Genomic DNA, 26,078 nt, shown 5'->3' on the forward strand with positions numbered 1-26,078 from the left:
TATTTTGTATTTATTTAAAACCAATGAGTGATAACCTAAAATGATGCGTTAAACTGATAATAGAATTAAAAAATTTATAATGTTCAGTTAGTTAATTCGTTTATTATACAGCTTTTTTAAAGTTTTTGGGGGGAATATGATAATTCTTTTAATCAATTTATAATAAGCTATTATTTTTCACCGGTATTGCATGAATTGCTTGTCCGATTAACCCTTCTATTGCTTCAAGTAATCCCTCATTGAATCCCGGATGTGCATAGAGTGGAAACTTTATATCTTCTTCTTTTGCAGCCATTTCCAGCAATTGTACAAAGGAACCCGCCATTTCAATAGCTCCTTCTCCAATCATATGAAGACCTTCAATGATTTCGGTGGCGGAGTTGGATATAACTTTAATAAAGCCATCCTTTTTGCCAGTAATGGTTGCATAACCATTGCCACCAAGTGCAAATTGACTTATACGAACATCCAGCCCGAAATCACGTGCATTTTCTTCAGTGAGGCCCACAGAAACAGCTGGTGGTATTGTATGAGCTATCACCGGGTAAAATGTAAGACTCATTGCCACTTTTTCTCCTGCAATGGAGGCAACAGCAGTTTTACCTTGTTTGATCGCCTTCACTGCAAGCATCGGACCTTCTGTAACATCACCAATTGCATAGATTGAAGGTATCGATGATTGCATGTTCTCGCCTACTTTTATAAAACCCTCACTTGTTTGTTCAATTCCGAATCGGTTTATGCCTAGGGAATCCAAGTTTGGTGTACTCGTTCCTGAAACAACTAAATGTGTTCCTTGTATTGAATTTTCTACATGTTTACCTGTTTTAAAAGTGATTGTAATTTCATCTTCCGTTTCACTCGTTGAAATGAATTCATTTTCTTTATGGACACTGACTTTCCTTTTTTTAAATAATCGATTTAGTTCCTTGTTTATTGATTCATCAAAAGGAAAACTAATTTTTTCATCTATCACAATACTGACTTTTGTACCTAGCGCTGCAAAACTCGATGCAGCTTCAAGCGCAATATAATCCTGGCCCCTAACAATAAGGTGTTCTGGCATCTCTTCAAGCATAAATAATTCATACGGCAATAAAGTCCTTTTTCCTTTTCTTTTCAAAGCAGGCGGCATAATTGGAGAACTTCCAGTTGCAATGATGACTTGTTCAAATTCAAAAATATCGAATTGATGTCCATTCTCTACACCGATTCGATCTACACCAAGGAATGTTGCTTTTCCACGAATTATTTCAATTTTGTTTGCATTGCAAAGGCTTTCTACGCCTGTTCTGAGCTGATTGATGACCTTGGCTTTATAGGAAAGTAGCTTTTTAAAATCGAATATATCAGTGGAACTACCGATACCAAGTTCTTGCAAATGAGCTGTTTCCGCACATTTAGCTGCTGCATGGGTAAAAACTTTGGAGGGGATACAGCCAACATTTAGGCAAACACCACCCATTTCACTCTGTTCAATTAATGTCACGGCAAGACCTAGTTGTGCACCACGTATAGCAGCGGAATAGCCGCCTGGTCCTCCGCCGATGATAATTAGATCTCTTTCCTGGCTAATTTCCCCAACAACCATTTTATATCATCTCCATTATCAGTTTGTGGGGTTGTTCAATTAGGCTTGCAAAGCGGTTCGTAAATGCAACAGCTGTTGCACCGTCAGCAACACGATGGTCGAACGCCATGGATAATGTCATGATATGACCGATGACAATTTCATCTCGTTCATTTATAATTGGTTGTTTTTTCGTTTTGTGGAAAGCGATAAGGGCTGTTTCCGGGTAATTGATGATAGGCGTTGCACCCGTACTTCCAAGAGGTCCAACATTACTCACCGTAAAGGTACTATTTTTCATTTCAAATGGTTGTAATGTACCGGCAATCGCCTTTGCTGTTAATTCTTTTACGTCTTTGTTAATCTGTTTGATTGATTTCATATCAACATCATGGATAACAGGGACAATTAGTCCGCTTTCCGTATTTGTTGCGATACCTATATGATAGTTTTTCTTAAGCAGTATCCGACTGTTTTTTTCATCGAGTTCGGCATTGAATATCGGAAATTCCTTCAATGAAATAACCAGTGCTTTAATAAGGAAAGCGGGAACACTGACTGATTCACTTGAGTCTTTCAATTCCTCCCTCATTTTAAATAAGTTCGTCATATTGACTTCGTCAAAATGAGTAACATGCGGAATAGTGAAAAGTGATTTTGTCATTTTCTCCGCAATTTTTTTTCGAATACCTTTAAACGGAATTTCATCGGGATTCTTTTGGCTGGAAGGTTCTAGGTAAACTTCGTTAATGGATTTTTCACTTTGCTGGTTTTCATTCAAAAAACTGTAAACGTCTTCTTCGGTCACTTTTCCGGATGGATCTGATGCAGGGACGTCTTCAATTTTAATATTGTTGTCACGTGCGATTTTACGTGTGTATGGAGCAGCAAGCACTCGTTTGTAAGGGTTCAGGAGTAATTTTCCTTCCTGCCCGATTAAGGACACTGCTTTTTGCTCAGCTGTTTGTTTTGTGTTTACTTTCACACGTTGTTCAGTATTTGCAACACCCATTTTCTCAATGACAAGCAGACTTGTTCCAACTTGAATCGTTTCTCCCACTGCAATGCAAATTTCCTTTACAATTCCCGTACAGGGGGAAGTAAGTTCAGCGACCATTTTGTCCGTTTGTACTTCGACAAGCGGCTGATCCGTCTTAACCGAATCGCCAATTTTGACTAAGTAATGGATCACTTCTCCTTCGGTCATTCCTTCGCCTATATCATGTAGCTTTACTTCAAGCATTCCATCCCCCCCTTAAAAATGAACTACTTTTTCGATTCCTTCAACTACGCGTGCCGGTGTCGGAAGGTAATGTTCTTCTAAAGTAAAGAATGGGACCGGTACATCAAAGCCTGTAATACGTTCGATTGGAGCACGCAGATAAAGAAACGATGTATCGTTTATAATCGAAACAATATCGTTGCCAAGGCCCCCGGTACTATGCGCTTCATGAATGATAACTGCTCTTGTCGTCTTTTGAATAGATTGGGAAATAATATCCCGGTCAATTGGATAAAGCGTTCGAAGATCTATAATTTCACAGCTGATTCCTTTTTCAGCAGCCTGTTCAGCCGCTTTTTCCGCAATTGTTATCATTGCTCCCCAAGCAATAAGGGTCACGTCCGAACCTTCACGTACTATTTTTCCTTTACCGATTTCCACAGAATATTTTCCAACAGGAACTTCTGCTCTTTTTGAACGATAGTTTTTCATCGGCTCTAACACGAGAACGGGATCCGGATCTTCCATCGCTGCAATTAGTAACCCTTTTGCGTCGTAAGGATTGGAAGGACAAACAACTTTTATGCCAGGCATATGTGTGAATAAAATTTCTGTACTGTCAGAATGTATTTCCGGCGCGCGAATTCCTGCCCCGTATGGTGCCCGAATGACCATTGGCACTGTAAAGCGGGACATTGAACGCATTCGAATACGTGATACATGTGTCATGATTTGTTCATATGCAGGATAGATAAAACCGAGGAACTGAATTTCTGCAACCGGTCTAAAACCATTTACCGCTAGGCCAATCGACGTACCGATAATTCCAGCTTCTGAAAGGGGTGTGTCGACTACACGATCATCCCCAAACGCTTCTTGGAGACCTTCCGTGGCACGAAATACGCCCCCATTTTTACCGATATCTTCTCCCAGAATGATTGTTCGTTCATCTTCTTTTAACAATATACGCATGGCATCATTGATCGCTTGAATGAGCGTCATTTGTTTTGTTGTTTCAGTTTCCCCGATTACCTCTTTCATTTGCGTCATAATTATTGCCTCCCTAAATGCGCAAAGTATGCGTCTTTCTGTTCAGCAAGTTGAGCTGGCATTTCTGCATATACGTGATTGAAAACGTCTTCTACTTTAGGCGGTGGAAAGGTTTCCATTTCTTCTACTGCTCTATCTATTTCATTCGTCAGCTTTTCAGATGTTGCTCGAATCCATTCCTCATCCCAATAGCCGTAGGTTTTCATAAACAGTTCAATCCGTGTTAGTGGATCAACGATTTTTTTACCTAGTTCATCTGAACGATATTTAGATGGATCATCTGCGGTTGTATGAGCACCTCTTCGCCATGTTACCGCTTCTATTAACGTCGGGCCATTTCCACCTTTTGCATAATCAAATGCTTTTTTCGTTTCAAAATAGACGGCAAAGCAATCGTTACCATCAATCCGTATACCCGGCATTCCGTAAGCTACTGATTTTTGTGCGATTGTTTCAGAATTCATCTGCTTTTCAATTGGCACTGATATAGCATAGCCATTATTCTGATTGAAAAAGACAACGGGAACTTTAAAAACACTTGCGAAATTCAAGCCTTCATGGAAGTCACCTTCGGATGTGGCACCATCGCCAAAATAAGCAATAGCCGCATTTTTACTCCCTCTTCTTTTTTCCGCCCACGCGGCGCCGGCAGCATGGGGAAGTTGGGTCGCAATCGGAACGGCTGGTGGGAAGATATTCCGATTTGCAGGCGCAACACAACCTTCTACCCTGCCATTCCAGTACAAAAATGTTCTCGTCATACTTTTCCCGAAAGTTATCGTGGCACCGTGATCACGATATGTCGGGAAAACCCAGTCATCAGCTTGTAGTGCAAGTGCACTCCCAACTTGTGCAGCTTCCTGTCCTTCAAAAGGTGCGTAAGTTCCGAGGCGTCCTTGTCGTTGCAAGTTAATCGCTTTTCTATCAAATGCACGAATGCGTGCCATATGATAATAGAGTTCTTTCACTAATCGTTCACTAATATGTTCTTTAAAACGTTCATCAATAAGATTGCCCTTATCATCTATTACTCTTTTCACGGGATAGTTATCTGTCATTTAAATTACCTCCCTTCAAGATAAATTACGAATCGCCCATTTCGGTTTTACTGGTGCTGAGTAAAAATTATTACGTTTCCCTCTGTCCGTGATGCGTTTTTCACACATTTCATTTGCTGATTCCCCAGTAGTTTTACCACTAGTAGCAGCTTCCTTATAGACTTCCAAAACGGCATCATAGATATGCTTTGTTTTAGCAAGCACCCGTTCATGATTGATGCCGTATAATTCATCTGCCACTTGAATAAGTCCACCAGAATTCACAATATAATCGGGGGCATATAAAATCCCTTTATCTTGCAGTAATTTCCCATGTCTATCATCTAGTAACTGGTTGTTGGCTGAACCCACAATCGCTCTGACTTTAAGCTGGGGAATTGTAGTGTCATTAATAATCCCGCCAAACGCACACGGAACGAATATATCAGCTTCCTGTGAATAAATATCTTCATTTGCTACAACTTGCACTTTTCCCGTTGTTTTTTTTGCTACTTCATCAATTGCCTGCAGACTATCTTTATTAATATCCGTTACATAAATTTGAGCACCCGCTTCAAGCAACCCGCTCGCAACTTTGAAGCCGACTTTTCCTAACCCTTGAATAGCATATATATGACTGCCTAACTCATCATTTCCATAGAGCATTTGATTGGTCGCTTTAATCCCGTACAGTACTCCTGCTGCCGTCGGAATTGAAGAATCACCGCCACCGCCATATACTTCAGGCAATCCGTTGACGAAGTTCGTCTCTTTCATCGCTTGCACAAAATCATCCATCGTCGTTCCCATATCTGTTCCTGTGTAAAATCGGCCTCCAAGGGAATTCACAAATTGACCGAACGCGCGGAATAATTCAGGTGTTTTGTCTGTTTTCGGGTTACCAATTATAACTGCTTTCCCTCCACCGAAATCGACATCGGCAGCTGCACATTTATAAGTCATCCCTTTCGACAGACGAAGAACATCTTCCAATGCCTCATCCAAACTACTATATGGTTGCATGCGACAGCCTCCCAGTGCGGGCCCGAGTGTTGTGTCATGGATTGCAATAATTGCACGTAGACCTGTCGAAGGATCATTACAAAAAACAACTTGTTCGTGTTCACTCATCCGATTAAAAAGTTCAAAGTCCTTCGTCATTGATTCTTTTTCAGCTAGCATCACGCATTATGCCCCCCTTTAATGTGTACGCAAAGAATGGTTAAGATGAAGCCTGTTTTAGTTTTTCCATAATCTTTTCTTTCGGCAATATAACTTGCATCACTTCGCCTCTTCCAATAAGGCCCAAGCTATTTTCGGCGGTCACTTCGGTCAAAACGACATTTTCACGGATTTCAATTAAAATCGCTTTTACAGTAACAATTGACCCAAGTGGAGAAGCGGCTAGATGCTTCAACTTAACCGAAGCTCCCATTCCTTCTTCATAGTCCTCCAAAAATGGAAGAATGATTTTTCGCGAAACCCACTCCATATGATACGTCATCGCTACTGTAGAATAGACCGGATGTATAACCTCACCTTCAAATGCAGCAAACATTTCCTCAGTCACAGTAATTTCAATACGTTCTTCCCTGCCGACATGCAAACCTGGTTTCATTTTCCGTCCCCTACTTATTATTTAAATTTCGATAATTCAATATAACCTACAGCGAATGCGCTGAGCGGTGTTAGATGAAGTCTTTACGTCAACCTATATAGTCCTACTATATGACACTTTCAAGTTTTGTAGTCTTACAATCATATATGAATTCCTATATAGTATAGGTACTATGAAAACTAAAATGAATAAGCGACAATAGAAATATTAAAGAAACATGGGGTCGTCTCGATATTGTTAGACATGCGGGTTTCACATTCTATCCGAACCGAACACCTCAATCTATCAAAGAACACTCCATACTAATCACGCTATTGAAGAATCATGCAGATAGTACGAAAACTGAGAGATTTGCGCGTAAACATAAGTTAATCACACTGGAAGCATTTAAAAGCCGGAATTGACGGTCATGATGTTGTCTTTATCTTCTTTTATTAAATTGACAATTGAACTCGAACATATGAATAGACTAATAAGCCCATGCGAATTCCTATCGGAATTAACATGGGCTTATTATGTATGTTGTATTAATGAATCCGTATGAAAACCAGCAAAGGCGCCTTACATTGGTCGGTCCCCCACCTGTATAAAAGGGAGCACAAACCAAAAACGGTTCGCCCCTTCCATCGGCTCAACACCAATCCTACCATGGTGCCGTTCAATGATCTCTTTCGCGATGGCAAGCCCAAGGCCGGAACCACCTGTTTCACGGCTACGCGAGGCATCGACCCGGTAAAAACGTTCAAAAATTCTATTCTTTTCGGTAGAGACAATCGGCGTACCCGGTCCGGTTATCGAAAATAGATATTCCGTAGCATGTGCTTCACCCTGTATACTGATGGGTCCAAATCCTTCATAGTATTGAATGGCATTATCCAACAAGTTACTAACAACTTGCTGGATGCCCTGTATCTGAATAGTCATCTCTTTTTCATCCAATTCAACATTTATTTGAATATCGGCTTGCGAAAGCTTCCATTCAAACATCGCAACACAATTATCGATTTCACCCCCTATATTTACAGTTTCCTTACGTGCGATTGTTTGGGATGCAGCATAGTCCCATTCTTTTAATTGGTCAAGTTGTTCAATCATCTGTGTCAATCTTTTGGATTCAAGATAAAGGGATTCGTACAATTTTGGATTCCCTTCGATTACGCCTCCTTGCAGAGCCCTTAAATAACCATTTAAATTTGATAACGGCGTTCTGAATTCATGGGATAAATCCGAAACAAGCTTGTGTCGATGTTCCTCATTTGATTGCAGTTGATGAATGAGATTGTTGAATTGTTGAACCAACCGCCCTACTTCATCATGTGAAGGACTTTCGACTGGATCTGGATACTCTCCTTTTTGCAGCCGCTTTGTGGACTCGATTAGTTGCCGAACAGGATTGATGAGTTTTTTTGTAAAGTAATAATGTAGAAAACTCCCGGCTACGACTCCTGTTAGGCTAAAGACCCAAAAATACTGACGCAAAGTGGCATTGAACCGACGTTGCCGCTGACCATCCAAATGTCCCATGCCTTCAACGAGAAAACAGGCTGTATTATATACTGCCCATCCGCTCACGCCGATTGCAATTGCAATGACTGCAATATTCAAGAATGTCAGTCGCCATAAGAACCCCTTAGGAAGCAAGTGTTTGAGTCGTTCAGGCAGTTGCAAACTTATACCCCATTCCCCGCACAGTTTGGATACGTTTCGGACTGGAAGGGGTATCTTCAATCTTTTCGCGCAACTTTTTTATATGTGCATCAATGGTTCTATCTAATATGGTTTGTTCGTTAAAGGGATAAAGTTGTTCAATTAACTCTTCACGGGAAAATACGATATCCGGATTTTGCATCAAACAATATAGAAGGGAAAACTCATGACTCGTTAAGTTGACAGGTTTATCGTAAAGTAGGACTTGGCCTTTTCGTGGCATTATAGTTAGCCCGTCATAGGAAACTTTCTGACAAAATTGTCCCCCGCGGCGCAAGGCAGCTTCCACATGGGCCATCAATTCATCCGGATCAAAAGGTTTTGTCACGTAATTATCCGCACCCATTTTCAATCCCGCAATCTTATCGTCAATACGTGCTTTTGCAGATAACATGATAATAGGTACTTCGTTATGACCCTGTTCGCGAACCCAGAGACAGAATTCTTCCCCGCTCACCTTCGGTAACATTAAATCAAGGATGACCAGACACGGATGATTGGCCAAAAAGGCGGTCTTTGCCTCTTCACCATCAACCGCCTCAACAACATCATAATTGTCTCTTTTAAGATAGATATGAATAAGTCCACGAATCATTGGATCATCTTCCACGATTAATATCATCTGTTTCACTTGATCACCCCGTCTGCAACTTTGCCTTTCTTCTTTTTTCATTGTACGCCATACGTCGATTTCATTTCATCTTTTCAAATTCTTCAACCATTGTCTTATAATGCAAGGCTCCGAATGCAACATTATAAATATGCCCAGTTGTGTCTATTAAATAAGAAGTCGGGATTGGTTGTATCTTATATAGACCCGCAACCTCTATCTTTTCATCTAACAAAATTGGGAAGGTTAACGCTAGTTCTTCGACAAATCCCGATATGTTTTCCATACTGCTTTCTGTTTCAGTTAAATTTACAGCTAATACAACGACATTTTCATTTTCATGCAACTTTTGCATATCCGGCATTTCCGCACGACAAGGGGGACACCATGTCGCCCAGAAATTCAGCATCACCTTTTGGCCTTTGAAATCTGAAAGTCTAACAGTTTTACCGTCTAGTGTAGATAATTCGAAATCCGGTGCTTTGTTTCCTTGGGCAAGACCGATTTTATCACTTTCTTGCAAGGTCGCACTTTCTTCAGTATCATCTAGTTCATCCCCTACCTTGTTATCCTGTGTATCGGATGAGGCTTCCATATTGGGTTTATCCACAAAGTCGTATACTACCCATGTCAGCATTCCGATAATCAAGAGCACAGCCAGTATCGTTTTCTTCATATCCCTCTTCCCCTCTATCCAAGTTTCTCAAGCCATGTACCCTCAGCAAGCTGAGATAAAAATGCAGTGATTCGGGTCATTTCACCTGAAAATAATACCAAGCCCATGACAATCATCACGATGCCACCGATTTTCATGATGATCCCAGTATGTCTGACAATCCACTTTGTCGAACCAAGGAAAAAAGTCAAAACGAGAAAAGGCAATGCGAAACCGATTACGTACATAATTGTATAAATGACACCCTGTGTAGGATTCGATGCTGCCAAAAATAAAATCGAACCGAATATTGGGCCAATACACGGCGTCCATCCTGCTGCGAATCCCATCCCGACAAAGAAAGTTCCCAAATAACCAACAGGTTTTTCGGAAAACTGGAAACGTTTTTCAGACATCAACCATTTGAAATTGATCCAACCCGCAACGAAAAGCCCCATTATTATGATGAAAATACCTGCGAGCCGCTGAATGAGCAATCCAGTACTCCCTGATAACAATCCCTGGATCCATTGCCCCAAAAATGAAGCTCCTACCCCTAAACTAATGAAAATGAGTGAAACGCCAAGTAAAAAGTACACAGAATGACTAAGCAGTTTTCTTCTTATTTTGATATCCTGTTTCCCTTTCAACTCGCGCACACTGATTCCCGTAATATACGATAAGTAGGCAGGGAAAATTGGCAATACACATGGTGATAAAAACGATAATGCTCCCGCTCCCATCGCCAAAAACATGCCTACCAACAACATTGTATCTGTTTCAATTCCACCCATTCAATGACACCAACCTTTTTTTTACTAAACGAAATTTGACTAAATCGGACTATAAAGTAGTCTCCCTCACTCGTTTACATATAGGTTACATGAACAATGTGAAAGTATGATGAATACAACGAAAAAGTGCATGCCATTTTTTCTCTTATTCCTTTATCTAGAATGGTCGGAGGTAAGAATTAGACAGCCGGACGGCGATTCGGGATTATTTTTTGATGAACCAAGCTTTCCAAATCGTTGCAGTAATTTTTTACATTCGGGGAATACTACTGGCTTAAGGAGGCGATAAAATGGCTCGCAACAACAAAATCCAAGTACCTGGTGCCAGAGTAGCAATGGACCAATTAAAAGCGGATGTTATGAAGGCACAAGGCTATACGGTGGATCCTGCCAAACCAAGTAACGTGAAATTTGAAATTGCAGATGAGCTTGGTATTCCTCTTTCCAAAGGGTACAACGGAGAATTGACTTCGGAACAGGCAGGAAAAATTGGCGGTCCAATCGGTGGGAATATGGTCAAAGAAATGGTGAGATTAGCGCAGGAGCAAATGTTGAAGAAATAGAAAAAATGCCGATCCGGGTAAATGGATCGGCATTTTTCTACTATTATCGCCACTCACTGATTGTTGAAATTACAAAGCCCTAACTGTTGGGATGCGCTTTTCAATTCCTCTTTTTATTTTGTAATCCGCTAAACTCTTTACGTTTCATATCCATTTGATTCCCAGCCTCTTCCATCATGCCATCGAGTAATTCGTTTACAGTTGGAATATTTTCTATCAAGCCTGCAATTTGACCACTATTGATAAAACCATTATCCATATCGCCTTCAATCGCACCTTTGACATGTTGCTTTTCCGACGTCATTTCACCGTATTGTTGTAACGTCAATCCTAACTTTTCCAATTCATCTAGTTTCACTGCATACGGATTTTTCAATACTCTTCTTAGACGTCCTACGCTGCGTCCGATAAGGATTGTCTCCGTGTCGCTTGCTCTTACTAGATTGTTTTTATATGCCTCATGGAATGGTGCCTCTATTGTTGCAATAAGTCGGGTCCCAATTTGTACACCTTTTGCACCAAGCATAAGTGCCGCCGCCAGCCCTTTACCATCACCGATACCACCTGCAGCAACGACTGGAATGTTTACCGCCTCGACAATTTGTGGAATCAGCGCAAATGTCGTCAATTCAAGATTCGAGTTAATGCCAGCCGCTTCGAATCCTTCCGCTACAACAATATCCGCACCTGCTGCCTCCGCCTTACGTGCATGTCTTACCGAAGCAACAAGCGCGATGACTGTTACACCCTGTTCGTGCAATCTAGGAATATACGGTGTTGGATTTCCCGCTGATAGAGAAACGACTGAAATGCTATGTTTGACGACAAGGTTAATCAGTTCTTCCGTATAGGGTGAAACATTGATGGCGATGTTGACCGCAAAGTTTTTACGCGTCCGTTTTTTCGTCTCGAGAATAATCGTTTCCACTTCACTGGGTGTCATTGTTCCACACCCGATGGTGCCTAGCCCGCCCGCTTCTGATACTGCTGCTGTGAGCTGTGCATTACTTATATTTCCCATCCCACCTTGAATAATTGGGTAGTCGATTTGCAGACGTTCACAAAGGTATATCATCTTTTCACACCCCTCTTTAAATATGTTATGATAAATAGAGTAGAAAAACAATTACGTCAATTTCGATAATGGGGGTAATCGGATGATCACAATGTTTAAAGGAAAAAAACCTGAGCTTGCTCCAACGGTTTTTGTTGCACCTGGTGCTAAGATTATTGGAGAGGTTCAGATAGGGGAAGAGTCTACGATTTGGTTTAATGCGGTTTTACGCGGAGATGAAGGTCTGATTAAAATCGGGAATCGATGCAGTATTCAAGACAACTCTACCATCCATTTATATGAAGATGCACCTGTCCTGATAGAAGATGAGGTAACTGTCGGGCATAACGTCATCCTTCATGGCTGCAAAGTGGGTAAACGTTCCATTATAGGTATGGGTTCGACAATTCTTGATCATGCTGAAATCGGGGAAGAATGTATTATAGGCGCCAACACATTAATCCCGCCCGGTAAGAAAATACCGCCTCGTTCACTTGTTGTCGGCTCTCCGGGTAAAGTCGTACGGGAGTTAACGGATAAAGACTTTGAAATTATCCAACTATCGATTGATACGTACGTCCAAAAAGGATACGACTATCGAGAAATCTATGCGAATGAAACGGATGAATGATCAAAAAACTGGATTGCCTCATAGGCATCCAGTTTTTTAATGGGCATAAGAACCCCTTTCCACATTGTTGGATATAGTTTTATATGCCCAAAGGATTCAACGGGCGACTGCCGTAATAGGACAGGATACTTTTCATTTCTGTATAAAGATCTAGAGTTTCGATGCAAAGCTCACGTCCAAAGCCGGATTGTTTATAGCCGCCGAAAGGTGTTCCAGGGAATGCCGAGAATGGGCAGTTAATCATTACGATTCCTGCTTGGATCTGATTAGCAACCCGCGTTGCCCGCGCACCATCCTTCGACCATACAGCTGATCCGAGTCCGAAATCGGAATCATTTGCAAGTCGGATTGCTTCTTTTTCGTCTTTAAATTTCATTACTACGACTACGGGTCCAAAAATTTCTTCATTGACTACCTTCATGTCGTGCGTAACATTTGCGAGTACGGTAGGTTCATACCAGAAACCGTTTTCGCATCCTTCTGGAGTAGCTACCTTACCACCCGTCAGGATTTCCGCACCGTCTGTCCGGGCGGATTGTACATAACCGTCGATTGTATCTAGTTGCTCTTGATTGATGATTGCACCAACATGGGTTGCTTTGTTAAACGGATCGCCAAGTTGAAGTTTTTTTGTTTTTTCTACAAACTTATTCATAAAGTCATCATAAATTGCTTCATGTACGTATAAACGGGAACGCGCCTCACAAGATTGACCCGAATTATAAAAAATACCAAACAAAGAACCATCAACCGCTGCGTCAATATCTGCATCTCCAAATACAAGGCTTGGTGATTTCCCGCCAAGTTCAAGGGTGACCCGTTTCAACGTCTGAGACGCTTTACCCATGATATCTTTACCGATAGGTGTTGAGCCTGTAAACGCCACTTTATCCACTTTCGGATTCTCCACTAAATGATTTCCAATCTCTGTCCCTGAACCTGGAACAACGTTTACTACACCGGCAGGAACGCCCGCTTCAAGACAAATTTCTCCCAGAATAATCGCTGTCAGCGGTGTAAATGAAGCAGGTTTTAAAATAACCGAACAGCCAACCGCAATGGCAGGGGCAACTTTCCAGGCCGCCATCATCAATGGATAGTTCCACGGAATAATCTGTGCACAAACACCAACCGGCCCTTTCTCCGTATAATTGTGAAATTGGCCCGGAACATTGTTTACAGCACCACGATGACCAACGATTGCACCAGCATAGAATTCAAAGTCCTCAATTGCTTGCATGATTTGACCCTGCGCTGCATGAATTGTTTTACCTGTGTCTAAGATCTCCAGCTCTACTAATTCGTTGAAGCGTGAGCGCATGATTGCAGCAATTTTGTTTAACACTTGTGCACGTCGTCCAACCGGATACTTCTTCCACTTTCCATTGTCAAACGCCTCACGAGCTGCTGCCACTGCTTTTTCTGCATCTTCAATTGAAGCTTTTGCAACTTCCGCCACGAGCTCGCCCGTTGCCGGATTATAGGTTTTAATCGTCCCATCTGTACTACCTTTCATCTTTTCACCATTAATAATCAGATGGTAGAATTTCCGTTTCATCGATTCTTGTTGAAGTTCATTTTCCTTAATACTAGTCAATTGCTTCACTCTCCCTATCGGCCTGAATAAACAGGTTTTCTTTTCTCCATAAATGCTGTGACACCCTCACGGTGATCTTTTGTCAGGCCCGCTATTCGTTGCCCTTGCGCTTCTTGTTCCAAATACTCTTCGAATGAAAGTGTTGAAGCCGCCTTCAATGAGCGTTTGATCAATCCAATTGCTTTTGTTGGCAAACAAGCAATACGAGTAGCGAAATCATTTACCCCTTTTCCCCAGTTGTCTTCGCCAATCAATTGGTTGGCAAGACCTATTTCCACAGCTGAAGCTGCCGACACCTTTTCACCGAGAATGGATAGTTCTGCAGCTTTAGCTTGACCAACCAATTGTGTTAAATAATAGAGATTTCCTGAATCCGGAATAAGCCCTACATGTATGAAGGCATTTATGAAACTTGCTCTTTCTGATACAAGTCTGAAGTCACATGCAAGTGCGAGACTGAACCCGGCTCCAGCTGCAACACCATTCACCGCGGCGATAATTGGTTTTTCACATTGTCTGATTTGCTTAATCATTGGACCATAATGATTTCTTAACACCTGTCCATGGTCCATTTTTTCATCGACTTCCGCTAAATCTTGTCCGGAACAAAATGCCCGTCCTTCACCCGATATGACAAGGCACCGAACTTGCTCATCAGATGAAGCGGCTTTAACAGCTTCTTTCACTTCCTTATTCATCTGAGCGATAAATGCATTCAATTTGTCAGGTCGATTTAAATACAGGTACGCGACACCGTCCGAGACATCATAACGAATCGTTTCAAACATGTGGCTCCCCCCCTATTTCCCTTGATAATCGGGTTTTCTCTTTTCAAGAAACGCGTTCATGCCTTCTTTTTGATCTTCCGTGGCGAATAATAAATAGAAATTCTTCCGTTCGTATTGCATGCCTTCATACAAAGGATAATCGACCGCCTTGTTAACCGAGTCTTTAATAAGCCGTACGGATAATGGGGGTTGCTTAGCCAGTTTACTTGCAAATTTCATCGTTTCTTCCATCAGTAGTTCCGCCAAAACAATCCGATTAACAATCCCATGTTCGAGTGCTGTTTCTGCTGAAATTCTCTCTCCTGTCCATAACCATTCCAACGCTTTCGTACGTCCTACAAGTTTCGTCAGGCGCTGCGTACCCCCAGCACCCGGCATCACACCAAGGCCTACTTCAGGAAATGAGAATTCAGTACCTGACGCAGTTATTAAAATGTCGCAGCAAAGGGCCAGTTCGAATCCTCCGCCAAATACGAACCCTTTCACCGCACCGATAATCGGCTTTTTTATGAGCGCCAGGCGATCCCAATCAGCAAATTGATTCATCAGCTCTAGGCTAATGGGATCCGTGTTTGTCATTTCATCAATGTCAGCTCCAGCCGAAAATGCGCGTCCTTTGCCAGTTAATACAATGACACGTACGTCATCATTCCGTTCAAACGCTTCCATCGCAACAACTAATTCACCAATCATTTTCCGATTCAATGAATTCAATTGGCGCGGACGGTTCAACTCGATAACCGCTATGTTTTCTTTTATGGACGTTTCAATGAATTCATAACCGGACATTATGCCTCCTCGCCAATCATCATTGTGACGAGATCGGCCGCAAAGCCCATTAAGTCCTTTCCCGACGCTTTCCCTTCTGGCGAGCGTAATCCAGCGTTTAACGATTCCATATTGTCATAAATCATTTCACACATGAGATAGTACTTTCCTTCTCCTCCCATTGGTGATCCTGTCATTTTTGTTACTTTCATTTCACGGAGACCTGGTATTTTTGCCGTAATCGGTCCGTGCACATTGAAGTAATGTTCATCAAATTCCTCTTTATTTTCAGGGTGTTTGTATAATGCGATTAGCTTGGCCATTTAGCATTCTCCTCACTCTATAGTAGTGTAGATACGGGTTTCATTGCCTCAAATACATTTTTACAGCTCTTGCAATACAAAATACTTCTGCAGGCGGTGGGTCCGAAAATATTCTCCATTGTGACGTAGGTAGATCCACAATATGCACAGTCCACATGCCAGGAGCCGTCCTCTTTCATATGGCGGGGCGGTGGCGCGATTCCGAACGCCCGTAGATCCTTATGCCCTTGTTGCGTGATTCGGTCCGATGTCCAGGGCGGGTGATAGACGAATTCCACTTCTACTGCTTTTACATCCGCAAGTTCTTTTACAGCATTCATCGTGTTCTTTTTTATGATTTCGAGGGCGGGACAACCTAGAAACGTGGGAAGTAGCACTATTTTCACGTTACCGCCGATGGTTGTGACTTTTTCTACCATGCCTAGGTCAATAATGCTGACCGAATCGATTTCCGGATCTTTAACATTCTTTAAAATTTCATTTACACGTTTGGTAGAAACATAGACTGATGTATTCATCCCCATCACCCCTTTCCAGTTACCAAATAGCCACTGGGTCTTCGTTATACACTTCAGAAAGTGTGAGTAGTGCTTCATCCAAATCTTTTGTATGCTCGCCGTTTCTTCCATTTCTCACAGCTTTTTCAGGAATCGCCGGAACTTCCACGTGAAGAACGGCAAACACAGGATCCAGATTCATCTTCCAGTTACTCTTTAGTTCTTCTTCGGTATCTATAAGCGCACATTTTTCGATCAACTGTTTTTGGTTTCCATATGAAAATACATCGCCGAAGTCTACCATCACGCGTGCAATTGCTTCAGTCATTTTCTGTTTTGCAACATCAGTTGAATTCAATAGTTGCTTAAACCATGTTTCCCAGTGCAATTTGTGATAATAAAGTTCCATTTTCACTTTTACCGCCGCTTCTGCAATGGGTCTATACGAGCTTTGGCATAATGAATCGATTTTCACCTTTTTCGCTTGCGTATAGAAGTAACTTCTGACCACTTCGTATGCCCAGTCATAAAGTGGTGTTTCCATGTAAAAGCCTTCTCCGTTCGCCCGCTCGGTCAAAATACTGTTTTTCCTTTCGGATGAAGGACGTATATGTGCAAGGTCGTCCGCTTTTCCAGCCCCTAACTCTTCAAGCAGTTTATAGTACATAGCCGCATGCCCCATACTATCCTGACTAATCGAAGAGGAAGCAACGTCTGCTTCGATGTGAGGTGCAAGACCGAGCCATTCAGATCCTCGATACGCATACAAAAAATCGTCATCCGCCAGTTGGAATAACAAACTTATGACCGCTTCCTTGTAATCTTTATCCAAGGTGGATTCTGTCATGTTCATTTACGATCCCCTCCCCACGACAGGATTTCTTTTTCATCCAAGACTTGCTGTTCGTAGTGACGCCACTTTTTCTTTAAGTAGCCATATCCTTTTGTCAAACGATACTCTTTGTTATCTAGCCTTGCGAGCGTCTTTTTTTCCTCTCTATCCATCTTCCTTACATCTCTACGGTTGACGATCCAAATATCCGCAACCGGTTCACGACGCATGAAATTCTCTTGTGCCATAATGAGTGCCATGTCTTCATTTGGAGCCAGTAAGCTGAATTGATGTTGAAACGCTGAGTTCTGCGTTCGCTTGCTGAAAACTTCATATTCCTGATAGAACGTTTTCTCTCCGGCCATTGATATCCTCCTTCCTTTACGTAACCGTTGCACTTAGCGCATCGCGCACCCATGCATTATATTCATAAGAAGTCTTACGTAAATTCAATCTTGCTTGAGAACGAGGGCCTTTGTTTTTAATAATTTTCTTGAATTCCTCCCAATCGGGTTGTTGGTACGTCCATAATCTGCTCTCTTCATCAAAGCGGATTGTAGGGTCTGGAATTGTCAATCCAAGCGCTAGAATACGCGGAATGTATTTGTCGAAAAATATCTGTCTGAAGTCTTCATTTGTTTTTGTACGGATCTTGTATTTAATCGTTAAATCCTGTTTTGATGAACCTGTCGTTTCTTTGCTCGCAGGTCCGAAAAACATAAGAAGTGATTCCCACCAACGATTTAGCGCTTCTTGAATCATTGCTTTCTGTTCGTCTGTTCCTTCAGCTAATGCCATTATTATCGATTCACCGTGCTGCGCATGAAATACCTCTTCAGCACAAATACGCTGTAATGCCCTTGCATAGGGTCCATATGAAGCTTTCAACATATTTGTCTGCGTAATAATGGCCGCCCCGTCCACTAGCCAGCCGATAATGCCTGCATCTGCCCATGTTTTCGTTTCCATATGGAAAACATTATGAAACTTCAAATCCCCCTTGAATAGATCCTGCATTAAATCTCCACGGTTTTTCCCATACGGTAGGAGTAAATCTTCCGTTACGCGCAGAAGTAGCTGTCCATGACCCATTTCGTCCTGCACTTTTGACATGATGCCCAGCTTCCTGCTAAGGGAAGGTGCTCTTGGTACCCATTCCTTCTCGGGTAATGCCCCCATTATCTCGCTAATACCATGCATGGAAATCAGCTTAATAAGCGTCACTCTATATTCCTCGGGCATCCAATCATCTGCTTCGATTTTTTCTCCCGCTTCAATACGCTCCATAAAATTTGCGAGTAGCTCGTCATCTGTAACTGTATGAATCGGTGTCATTCATGAACCTCCTTTTAATTGAAATGTACGATTCTACATCTCTATATAACGTTTTTATAACGAAGCTATACAATACCGTTATATATACGGCTAACAAGTTTTTACAATCCGATATTTTTTTATAAGAATCCATTCATTGTATGATGCTTATTGTTATTTTATTTACGGGAGAAGAGATTTTCCTTTTAAAAATAAAGACATAAAGAAAGGTTTTCAGTGACCCTGCTTCGTGTCATAGAAAGTCCATTGGAATCTATACGAGAAGCTGCAAAAAAGTCTTTTGATTGATTGAAAGAGAGTGAAGTAAAAATTTCGGGAAAGACTATTTCGTAAAGGAGGAGATAAAAATGGCACAAGATAATCAGAAATCAATGGCCAAGCTAAAAGAAGACGTCATGAAAGCACAGGGATACGACATGACCAAAGCTGGTTCTGATAAGCGCAAATTCGAAATTGCGGACGAACTAGGTATTCCACTTTCCAATGGATATAATGGAAAACTGACAGCCGAGCAGGCAGGAAAAATTGGGGGACCAATCGGCGGGCCAATTGGTGGAAATATGGTAAAGGAAATGGTAAGGATGGCTCAAGAAGAAATGGCGAAAAAATGACTGGAATTCCGGATATGGATACCGGTTTTTCTAACAGTTGTTTAGTACTCGATCACTGAACGTCTTACGTCTATTAAGAAATTACAACAGGAAATCAAAAAAGCACTAGCCAGATTTGGCCAGTGCTTTTTTGTCAATATTTCTTGCCTACATCTCCGTATTCATTGAGTAGTTCTTCAAACGTTTTATTTTTTTCTCGTTCTTTTCGCTCATGACGGATTTGCGCTTGACGCGCTTCTTCTTTTGACTGTTCAGCGTTAGACAGTTCTTTTTTCGCTTCTTTCAGTTTAGCTAGAATGTCATCACCGAGTGAGTCCGACACGGTAAGATTATCATTCTCTTTCTTTTTCGGTTGTGGTTGTTGATTTCTTTTTTTCGCCATTGGTTTTCACCTTTCTTCTTTTAGGGACGTTTGACGATTGTTGCGACGCCTTGGCCACCACCGATGCAAAGTGTTGCCAATCCCGATTTTGAATCACGTCGTTGCATTTCGTGGAGAAGTGTAACGAGGATTCGTGCTCCGCTTGCGCCGATTGGGTGACCAAGTGCGATGGCACCTCCACTAACATTTAGTTTGTCTGCGTCGAATCCAAGTTCTTTATCGACTGCAAGTGATTGTGCTGCAAATGCTTCGTTGGCTTCGACAAGGTCGATATCGGCAAGTTCAATATCTGCTTTTGCGAGCGCTTTTTTGACAGCTTGAACAGGGCCGATTCCCATTATGGATGGGTCTACGCCGGCACTTGCGTTTGCGGCGATTGTTGCGAGTGGTGTTAGTCCCAGCTCGTCCGCTTTTTCTTTCGACATGATGACAAGTGCTGCTGCACCGTCGTTTATACCGGAAGCGTTACCCGCTGTGACGCTTCCGTCTTTTTTGAATGCAGGGCGAAGTTTGCCTAGTTTTTCTGCCGTTGTTCCAGCTTTAACGTATTCATCCGTGTCAAAGATGACTGGCTCGCCTTTACGCTGTGGAATTTCGATTGCTACGATTTCATCTTTAAATGTACCGGCTTCAATTGCAGCTGCTGCTTTTTGCTGAGATTTTGCTGAAAATGCGTCTTGTTCTTCACGTGAAATGGAATAGCGGTCACAAACATTTTCTGCTGTGATTCCCATATGATAATCATTGAATGCACACCAAAGTCCGTCTTTAATCATACTATCGACGATTTTTTGATCGCCCATTTTATAGCCATCCCGTGCATTTTGCATAAGGAAAGGTGCTTGACTCATATTTTCCATGCCGCCCGCGACAATTATGTCTGCATCTCCTGCAACGATTGCCTGGCGTGCAAGATGGATTGCTTTTAAGCCGGATCCGCAAACTTTATTGATGGTCATTGCCGAAACTGTTTCAGGTAGTCCCGCTTTGATACTTGCTTGTCGAGCGGGATTCTGGCCAAGTCCTGCTTGAAGTACATTCCCCATAATGACTTCGTCTACGCTTTCAGGCGCAACGCCAGCGCGCTTAAGTGCTTCTTTGATAACGATTGCCCCAAGTTCAGTCGCTGGTACATCTTTTAAACTACCTAGGAACGAACCGATTGCAGAACGTACTGCGCTTACTATAACTACTTCTTGTGTCATGTCATTTCCCCCTAATTCCAATTAAATATGTTGCTTGTCTAGGCATCCCTTCATTACAATAGTGTATAGGAGGGATGTTATGTTCATTTTACCAAACAACGCAACAATTATCGAGGTTGGCCCACGTGATGGGTTACAAAACGAAAGTAAACTTGTCGCAACAGTGGACAAACTACGCTTTATTAAAGACTTGCAGCAAGCAGGTATTTCTGAAATGGAATTGACTTCATTCGTTTCACCTAAATGGGTACCGCAAATGGCGGATGCGAAAGAGATTGTTGAAAAAACGGATTGTGTGGGGAGACAATTCGTTCTTGCGCCGAATGCAATGGGTGCAGAACTTGCACTTGCTTCTGGCGCTACTAATGTCGCTGTTTTTGTAGGAGTTAGCAATTCATTTAATCAAAAAAATATAAATCGTACGACCGATGAAAGCATGGCAGCCCTTGAACCTGTCATTTCGAAATTAAAAGAACAAGGTATTTTTGTACGGGCATGTATTTCAACTGCGTTTTATTGTCCGTATGAGGGGAAAATAGAACCTGAAGATACAATTGCACTTTGTGATCGTTTTGTAAAAATGGGTGCAGATGAACTGAGTGTGGCGGATACGATTGGGATGGCAAATCCCCAAGAGAGCTATGCGTTGTTCATCAAACTGAAAGAGACATTTCCAGATGTATTACTCACAGCTCATTTTCATGATACGCGAAAAATGGCTATGGCTAATATTTTTGCTACATTGCAAGCTGGCGTCAATCGGTTCGATACATCGGCTGGCGGTTTGGGTGGATGTCCGTTTGCTCCGGGAGCGACGGGAAATGTTGCAACAGAAGATGTTGTCCATATGCTTGATACACTGGGTATCCGAACAGGCATTGACGTAAAAAAAGTTTGCGAAGCTGTAGCTAATATTGCACAACATGTATCACGTCCTATTGAGACTGGTATGTACAAATTATTTACTAACGAACAGCTATAAGGGAGGTTGAACGGATTGAAACGGCGGGTCCTTTATATTTCAGGAATAATTTCAGGCGTTTTCACTGCAATTCTAACAATTTTCGGCATTATTGCAACGAATAAACTAATGTTCATGAAACTAAAGGAATCCGATTTTATTTTGGAACGTGAAACACTTGCGAAACGATTTGACGGAAAATGGTACGAAACAGTCCGCAAAGAGGATATATGGATTGATTCACCGAATGGTTATCGGTTGAAAGCAATTTTCCTAAAACCGCTCGAAACCACAAATACGGTTATCATATGCCATGGCGTAACGGAAAATAAAACTAACTCAATGCGTTTTGCTCGATTGTTCGAGCGATTAGGTTTTAATTCTGTTGTATATGATCATCGACGTCACGGTGATTCTGGAGGCAAAACGACAAGTTTCGGGTTCTATGAGAAGATAGATTTGAAGGCTATCGTTGAAGCTGTCAGAAATCGCATCGGGAAAAGGGCGTTACTCGGAATCCACGGTGAATCAATGGGGGCTGCCACGACGATACTTTATGCTGGAACATATGAGGATGAGGCAAATTTCTACATCGTCGACTGCCCTTTTTCCGACTTCACCGAGCAGATTTTGCATATTTTACGTAAAGAGACACCTCTTAGAACATCAATGGCTCTGCGGATTGCAAATATATTTCTTAAAATGCGTGATGGCTATTCACTTAACTCAGTATCACCGATTGAAGTTGTTGGGAATATCGAAAAACCTGTTTTGTTCATTCATAGTATGGAGGACGATTTCATTCTACCGTATATGACGACAGATTTATACCATGCTAAAGAGGGTCCAAAAATGCTAAAGCTGTTCAAGAGAGGGGCCCATGCTAAATCGTTCAACGAAAATCCGGTTCTATATGAAAAAAAGATTGATGAATTTCTAGGTCGATTTCATCTAAAAGTATAAAAAAAACACCCATCCATTGTTCAATCGGATTGGGTGTTTTTGTGCACTCACTTTTTGCTTACTTTTTTCGCACTTTTCTCATTAGATTTGCTCATTTACAATATTAAAAGCTATCATTATTGGAGATAGCTTTTTTCTTATATTCAAAGTGCAAAATATCTCTCGAAAGGAGTGCAAAATAACACTAAAAGTGACAAAGATGAATCTATCACACTTGCATTTTGTAGTCAATACTGCTAAGTTGTGACTATGCTATTAGAACATTAGGATTTATACGATAGAGTACTGTCGATATCATGATTTGAGTGATCTCAGTACGACTAGTAAGATTGTAGACGCAAAAAAGCCGAGCATCATTCAGCACGACTCCCTCAATATTTCGTTCAACTATTGTACCATTCATTTAGATACTTCTAGGAGGTAGACATCGACACAGTTAATAGTATTATTCGTAGAAGTGGAGATGAGTTATCTTCAGATGGATTTAGTTTGTATTAGCGTGAAAAGGTCTTGAATCTTCTAAGTGATCATTATGTACACTTAGAATCCTAAAAGGGAAAACTATAGTTACTTTTGAAGGTCGTAGCGAAGTATTAATAGCCTGTCCAGAAGTGACCCCTAAAAAGGGGTGGTTCTGATTTGTAAATCTACACTTTGAAAAGTTTTTGCCTCCAACAGGAAAGGTCCCAAGTTCCAAAACAACCTGTTTCAGAACCTGGGAACCCACACTTTTCTAAAGAATATAATATACAGCTAGCTTATAAGTTAATTGTTAATATATTTCTCAAACACATCACCAAAGTCTTTAATTCGGTATTGGTCACGGGCAGCCGTTAACCAGGAGAAACCAAACTCGGTCAATTGTTTATACTGGTCGGCTAGCTGGATGTCAGACAGTCGTGCGTTATGCAATACTGTTACAGCTTTTTCAAGACTTCCATTCGCTAACTCTAACAGGATATTGTTGTCGTGGACTTTTTCCGAAATATAAGATAATGCTTTGTACAGATCAATCAATTGGGCAAGTTGCTTTTTATCAACGTCAATGCTGAACGATTGATTGCTTAAGGAGAACTTGATTTCAACATCCAAATCCACTTTTCCCGCCGTTTCCAAAAACACATCGGTAATTTGATATTGCGAATACGAATAGCGTTTTAGCAAGCGCTTCGAAGATATAGCTTTCTCTCCATCGACGTGAATAAATGCAATGTTCGTAAAGCAATATTCATCCATTTTTGTCTTGATTAAAAAATAAATCTTTTCATTCTCTTCATTTCGAATATAATCATCCGCATCCGTTTTATCATAATCTTCTGGACCTATAATTTTACCGATATCCGACAAGCCTAACGCATCTGAAGCAAATTTTTTCAACATATGCCCCGCCCCTTCTCTCTACTTAAATTCTTCCACCTGTATTATATAACTTTTCATGAGATAAATGCCAGAACCTCTATTCAAACTGATAAGTAATTACCACAATTCTTCCCCTGTGAACTTCTCTCACCTTGTCTGGTAACATTGAAGATTGATTACTTGCGAATCTAACTTAGTGTAGCCTGTCCATTACTCTCGATTTCGGTAACAGTCAAACGGTAACAACACTAACATGCTACAACCCTTGCTATCATTACATTTGGGAGACTATTACATACGTTACCGTTTAAGTACAGTCTACCGATAACAAAAAAGACTAGGTCTGTTTCCCTAGTCAGTAAATAGTAATCTATTTCTCTAATTTTTCATTTTGGGATTTGGACTTTTCAATATCATAATAACCTAAAAATTTTAGACCTTCCTTTGAAGTCTGAATCCGTTCGTACTTAACCCCTGCTACCTTAACCTTTTCCAGTAACCCGAAACTCATTAGCGCAGGGGCAATTGATTAGATGCATTAATAAGAGTATTGTTTCCTTTTTAAACTAACTCCTGATTTTTATTCGGCATTGTTTTCTTGGTGAATCCTTTCGCTAAACAGTGAAACTTGTATTCCTCCAACAAATCGCTTAACAACAACAAATAGACCACTTCCCCTGATTAATCTTTCATCAGGAAAAGTGGTCTATTGGATAGTTTTAAAAAAATAGCAAAATCAAATGAAGGATTAACCTGGGCATATAATCCAGGTAATTCCTTATGTGAACAATAAGCAATCAGCCATTGAATCAGCTGAAAAAACACTTTTAATCCCCGTCATATCAACGTTACTTCTTAGGTTTTTTCGCACTTTTCTCATTTGCTTTGCTCATTTGCGCCATCATTTGGTTTATCTTCTTTTGTGAAGGTTTTTGTCCCATTTGCATCATCATCATACGTAACATATCTTCATTAATCGGTGGGTTGTCCTTCAAGTATTTCATCATATATTGACGTGCAATGAAAAATCCGAGGGCCACACCTGCTAATAGCGCGACGATGATCAAAACGATCCACCATACTGTTGTCATCCGCTATACCTCCTTCACATACGTAATTCAAGTTTACTCTACCATGTAGGATTATACAGCATTGCAAGCATGAATGGCAATGGCTCTACAAAAAATAGTTCGTGCGTAGTATAATGACTGTTCATAAACTTCGTTTTATTTTCAAGAAAATAAAAAAAAGGAGGTTTACAGGTATGAATGAGGAAATTCTAAAGAGTGAAAAAGTGTAGGTTGCCACGCAAAAAAGACCTACACAGACTAAAGCAGGTCTTTTATTATGGTTGTTACTCTATTTAAAAAATTGCAGCCTCTTCATTTAGTCTAAGGTCTGTATATTTCACCGGCTTTAGCCAACCCCATTCACCCTTCTCATCCATAACCGCGAAAAAACGATCATCAGAACCTGATAAGGCAACGAATAAGTCTAAGTCCAACATACGAGAACCGTCACAGAACACATTAAGTGCGTATGAAGATAAAGATATAAGTATGCTTCCTTTTACCGGATGAGTCAGCTTATATTCCCCTTCTCGCTGTTCGATTGAGGTAAATCCTTTTCCAAGATTTGAAATGATTGCTTCGTCAATCTCGTCCCCCACGAGCGGATCGCATAAGTAATGCACCTCTTGCATACTATCATCATGTTGCCCATCTTCTTTCAATAGGTCGTACAATAACCGTTCCCTTCCAATGACGAACGGCTGATACATTTCCTTCACTTTATAAATCCCATAAGAACGCAATATCGCCACCCCCTATTAAAAGAATAACCCCTTCCGGTTGAAAATGTTGTCATATTGCGGAATGGATAAGCACTATTATTGTCGGAAAAGTTCGAGTAGTTTATTTTGTTCTATTGAAAGATAAGCAACAATT

The 26,078-nt window shown here is 41.2% G+C and carries 29 protein-coding genes; 5 read left to right on the plus strand and 24 right to left on the minus strand.

Annotated elements, in window-relative coordinates; genetic code table 11:
• Nucleotides 1-157: 157 nt before the first annotated feature.
• The 10 genes from FILTAD_RS11020 to FILTAD_RS11065 all read right to left on the minus strand — a co-directional run bounded on the left by FILTAD_RS11020 (nt 158) and on the right by FILTAD_RS11065 (nt 10,263).
• Nucleotides 158-1,591, minus strand: a complete 1,434-nt coding sequence (locus FILTAD_RS11020) for a dihydrolipoyl dehydrogenase family protein (RefSeq protein WP_124070815.1) — start codon at nt 1,589-1,591, stop codon at nt 158-160.
• 1 nt (nt 1,592) lies between these two features.
• Nucleotides 1,593-2,813 (minus strand): dihydrolipoamide acetyltransferase family protein, encoded by a 1,221-nt coding sequence (locus tag FILTAD_RS11025; RefSeq protein WP_124070816.1) that lies wholly within the window; start codon nt 2,811-2,813, stop codon nt 1,593-1,595.
• Between the two features lie 12 nt (nt 2,814-2,825).
• Entirely contained in the window at nt 2,826-3,842 is a 1,017-nt protein-coding gene (locus FILTAD_RS11030; protein ID WP_124070817.1) for an alpha-ketoacid dehydrogenase subunit beta, read from the minus strand.
• Between the two features lie 2 nt (nt 3,843-3,844).
• Nucleotides 3,845-4,900, minus strand: a complete 1,056-nt coding sequence (gene pdhA / locus FILTAD_RS11035; protein ID WP_124070818.1) for a pyruvate dehydrogenase (acetyl-transferring) E1 component subunit alpha — start codon at nt 4,898-4,900, stop codon at nt 3,845-3,847.
• A gap of 15 nt (nt 4,901-4,915) precedes the next feature.
• Entirely contained in the window at nt 4,916-6,061 is a 1,146-nt protein-coding gene (locus FILTAD_RS11040; RefSeq protein WP_124071211.1) for a Leu/Phe/Val dehydrogenase, read from the minus strand.
• A gap of 40 nt (nt 6,062-6,101) precedes the next feature.
• Entirely contained in the window at nt 6,102-6,497 is a 396-nt protein-coding gene (locus tag FILTAD_RS11045; RefSeq protein ID WP_124070819.1) for a thioesterase family protein, read from the minus strand.
• A gap of 561 nt (nt 6,498-7,058) precedes the next feature.
• Nucleotides 7,059-8,165: a sensor histidine kinase gene (locus tag FILTAD_RS11050; protein ID WP_124070820.1), complete on the minus strand. Its 1,107-nt coding sequence runs from the start codon at nt 8,163-8,165 to the stop codon at nt 7,059-7,061.
• Complete coding sequence (locus FILTAD_RS11055; RefSeq protein WP_124071213.1) at nt 8,152-8,835, minus strand: response regulator transcription factor; 684 nt, start codon at nt 8,833-8,835, stop codon at nt 8,152-8,154. Before FILTAD_RS11055 ends, FILTAD_RS11050 begins: the two co-directional genes overlap by 14 nt.
• A gap of 61 nt (nt 8,836-8,896) precedes the next feature.
• The gene (locus FILTAD_RS11060) at nt 8,897-9,490 is read right to left on the minus strand and encodes a peroxiredoxin family protein (RefSeq protein WP_124070821.1); all 594 of its coding nucleotides are present in this window, start codon (nt 9,488-9,490) and stop codon (nt 8,897-8,899) included.
• A gap of 14 nt (nt 9,491-9,504) precedes the next feature.
• Nucleotides 9,505-10,263, minus strand: a complete 759-nt coding sequence (locus tag FILTAD_RS11065) for a cytochrome c biogenesis CcdA family protein (RefSeq protein WP_124070822.1) — start codon at nt 10,261-10,263, stop codon at nt 9,505-9,507.
• A 290-nt stretch (nt 10,264-10,553) separates the two neighbouring features.
• Here FILTAD_RS11065 and FILTAD_RS11070 point away from each other — a divergent pair, with 290 nt between their 5' ends.
• Nucleotides 10,554-10,826 (plus strand): alpha/beta-type small acid-soluble spore protein, encoded by a 273-nt coding sequence (locus FILTAD_RS11070; RefSeq protein ID WP_124070823.1) that lies wholly within the window; start codon nt 10,554-10,556, stop codon nt 10,824-10,826.
• Between the two features lie 100 nt (nt 10,827-10,926).
• Here the strand turns inward: FILTAD_RS11070 and FILTAD_RS11075 are convergent, their stop codons facing one another.
• Nucleotides 10,927-11,901 carry an NAD(P)H-dependent flavin oxidoreductase gene (locus FILTAD_RS11075; RefSeq protein WP_124070824.1) on the minus strand — a complete coding sequence of 325 codons (975 nt, stop codon included), beginning with the start codon at nt 11,899-11,901 and terminating at the stop codon, nt 10,927-10,929.
• 82 nt (nt 11,902-11,983) lie between these two features.
• Here FILTAD_RS11075 and FILTAD_RS11080 point away from each other — a divergent pair, with 82 nt between their 5' ends.
• Entirely contained in the window at nt 11,984-12,511 is a 528-nt protein-coding gene (locus tag FILTAD_RS11080; RefSeq protein ID WP_124070825.1) for a gamma carbonic anhydrase family protein, read from the plus strand.
• A gap of 79 nt (nt 12,512-12,590) precedes the next feature.
• Here FILTAD_RS11080 and FILTAD_RS11085 read toward each other — a convergent pair whose 3' ends face one another.
• From FILTAD_RS11085 to paaA, 8 genes are read right to left on the minus strand one after another with little or no spacing between them, the layout of a single operon-like run.
• Nucleotides 12,591-14,069: an aldehyde dehydrogenase family protein gene (locus FILTAD_RS11085; RefSeq protein WP_415579214.1), complete on the minus strand. Its 1,479-nt coding sequence runs from the start codon at nt 14,067-14,069 to the stop codon at nt 12,591-12,593.
• A 53-nt stretch (nt 14,070-14,122) separates the two neighbouring features.
• Nucleotides 14,123-14,896, minus strand: a complete 774-nt coding sequence (locus tag FILTAD_RS11090; protein ID WP_124070827.1) for an enoyl-CoA hydratase-related protein — start codon at nt 14,894-14,896, stop codon at nt 14,123-14,125.
• Nucleotides 14,897-14,908: 12 nt separating this feature from the next.
• Entirely contained in the window at nt 14,909-15,685 is a 777-nt protein-coding gene (locus FILTAD_RS11095) for an enoyl-CoA hydratase/isomerase family protein (protein WP_124070828.1), read from the minus strand.
• On the minus strand, nt 15,685-15,987 hold the full coding sequence (locus FILTAD_RS11100) for an EthD family reductase (RefSeq protein WP_124070829.1): 303 nt from the start codon (nt 15,985-15,987) through the stop codon (nt 15,685-15,687). Before FILTAD_RS11100 ends, FILTAD_RS11095 begins: the two co-directional genes overlap by 1 nt.
• Nucleotides 15,988-16,004: 17 nt before the next feature.
• Nucleotides 16,005-16,505, minus strand: a complete 501-nt coding sequence (gene paaD, locus FILTAD_RS11105; protein ID WP_124070830.1) for a 1,2-phenylacetyl-CoA epoxidase subunit PaaD — start codon at nt 16,503-16,505, stop codon at nt 16,005-16,007.
• Between the two features lie 19 nt (nt 16,506-16,524).
• Nucleotides 16,525-17,337, minus strand: coding sequence for a 1,2-phenylacetyl-CoA epoxidase subunit PaaC (gene paaC / locus FILTAD_RS11110; RefSeq protein ID WP_415579182.1), 813 nt, complete (start codon nt 17,335-17,337; stop codon nt 16,525-16,527).
• The gene (gene paaB, locus FILTAD_RS11115) at nt 17,334-17,681 is read right to left on the minus strand and encodes a 1,2-phenylacetyl-CoA epoxidase subunit PaaB (protein WP_124070831.1); all 348 of its coding nucleotides are present in this window, start codon (nt 17,679-17,681) and stop codon (nt 17,334-17,336) included. Before paaB ends, paaC begins: the two co-directional genes overlap by 4 nt.
• A 16-nt stretch (nt 17,682-17,697) precedes the next feature.
• On the minus strand, nt 17,698-18,651 hold the full coding sequence (paaA, locus tag FILTAD_RS11120) for a 1,2-phenylacetyl-CoA epoxidase subunit PaaA (protein WP_124070832.1): 954 nt from the start codon (nt 18,649-18,651) through the stop codon (nt 17,698-17,700).
• A 347-nt stretch (nt 18,652-18,998) separates the two neighbouring features.
• On the opposite strand from paaA, the gene FILTAD_RS11125 reads away from it, so the two are divergent.
• The gene (locus FILTAD_RS11125; protein ID WP_124070833.1) at nt 18,999-19,262 is read left to right on the plus strand and encodes a small, acid-soluble spore protein, alpha/beta type; all 264 of its coding nucleotides are present in this window, start codon (nt 18,999-19,001) and stop codon (nt 19,260-19,262) included.
• 133 nt (nt 19,263-19,395) lie between these two features.
• Here the strand turns inward: FILTAD_RS11125 and FILTAD_RS11130 are convergent, their stop codons facing one another.
• Together FILTAD_RS11130 and FILTAD_RS11135 are read right to left on the minus strand one after the other, a co-directional pair.
• Entirely contained in the window at nt 19,396-19,644 is a 249-nt protein-coding gene (locus tag FILTAD_RS11130; protein ID WP_124070834.1) for a YqkE family protein, read from the minus strand.
• A gap of 20 nt (nt 19,645-19,664) precedes the next feature.
• Nucleotides 19,665-20,849: an acetyl-CoA C-acetyltransferase gene (locus FILTAD_RS11135; protein WP_124070835.1), complete on the minus strand. Its 1,185-nt coding sequence runs from the start codon at nt 20,847-20,849 to the stop codon at nt 19,665-19,667.
• 79 nt (nt 20,850-20,928) lie between these two features.
• Here FILTAD_RS11135 and FILTAD_RS11140 point away from each other — a divergent pair, with 79 nt between their 5' ends.
• On the plus strand, nt 20,929-21,831 hold the full coding sequence (locus FILTAD_RS11140; protein ID WP_124070836.1) for a hydroxymethylglutaryl-CoA lyase: 903 nt from the start codon (nt 20,929-20,931) through the stop codon (nt 21,829-21,831).
• A 15-nt stretch (nt 21,832-21,846) separates the two neighbouring features.
• The gene (locus FILTAD_RS11145; RefSeq protein WP_124070837.1) at nt 21,847-22,773 is read left to right on the plus strand and encodes an alpha/beta hydrolase; all 927 of its coding nucleotides are present in this window, start codon (nt 21,847-21,849) and stop codon (nt 22,771-22,773) included.
• A 765-nt stretch (nt 22,774-23,538) separates the two neighbouring features.
• Here FILTAD_RS11145 and FILTAD_RS11150 read toward each other — a convergent pair.
• The 3 genes from FILTAD_RS11150 to sirA form a co-directional block, all read right to left on the minus strand.
• On the minus strand, nt 23,539-24,153 hold the full coding sequence (locus tag FILTAD_RS11150) for a PH domain-containing protein (protein ID WP_124070838.1): 615 nt from the start codon (nt 24,151-24,153) through the stop codon (nt 23,539-23,541).
• A gap of 827 nt (nt 24,154-24,980) precedes the next feature.
• Complete coding sequence (locus FILTAD_RS11155; protein ID WP_124070839.1) at nt 24,981-25,223, minus strand: YneF family protein; 243 nt, start codon at nt 25,221-25,223, stop codon at nt 24,981-24,983.
• 272 nt (nt 25,224-25,495) lie between these two features.
• On the minus strand, nt 25,496-25,945 hold the full coding sequence (sirA, locus tag FILTAD_RS11160; protein ID WP_124070840.1) for a sporulation inhibitor of replication protein SirA: 450 nt from the start codon (nt 25,943-25,945) through the stop codon (nt 25,496-25,498).
• Between the last annotated feature and the right edge of the window lie 133 nt (nt 25,946-26,078).

The sequence above is a fragment of the Filibacter tadaridae genome (genome assembly GCF_900609045.1).
Taxonomy (GTDB): Bacteria; Bacillota; Bacilli; order Bacillales_A; family Planococcaceae; genus Sporosarcina; species Sporosarcina tadaridae.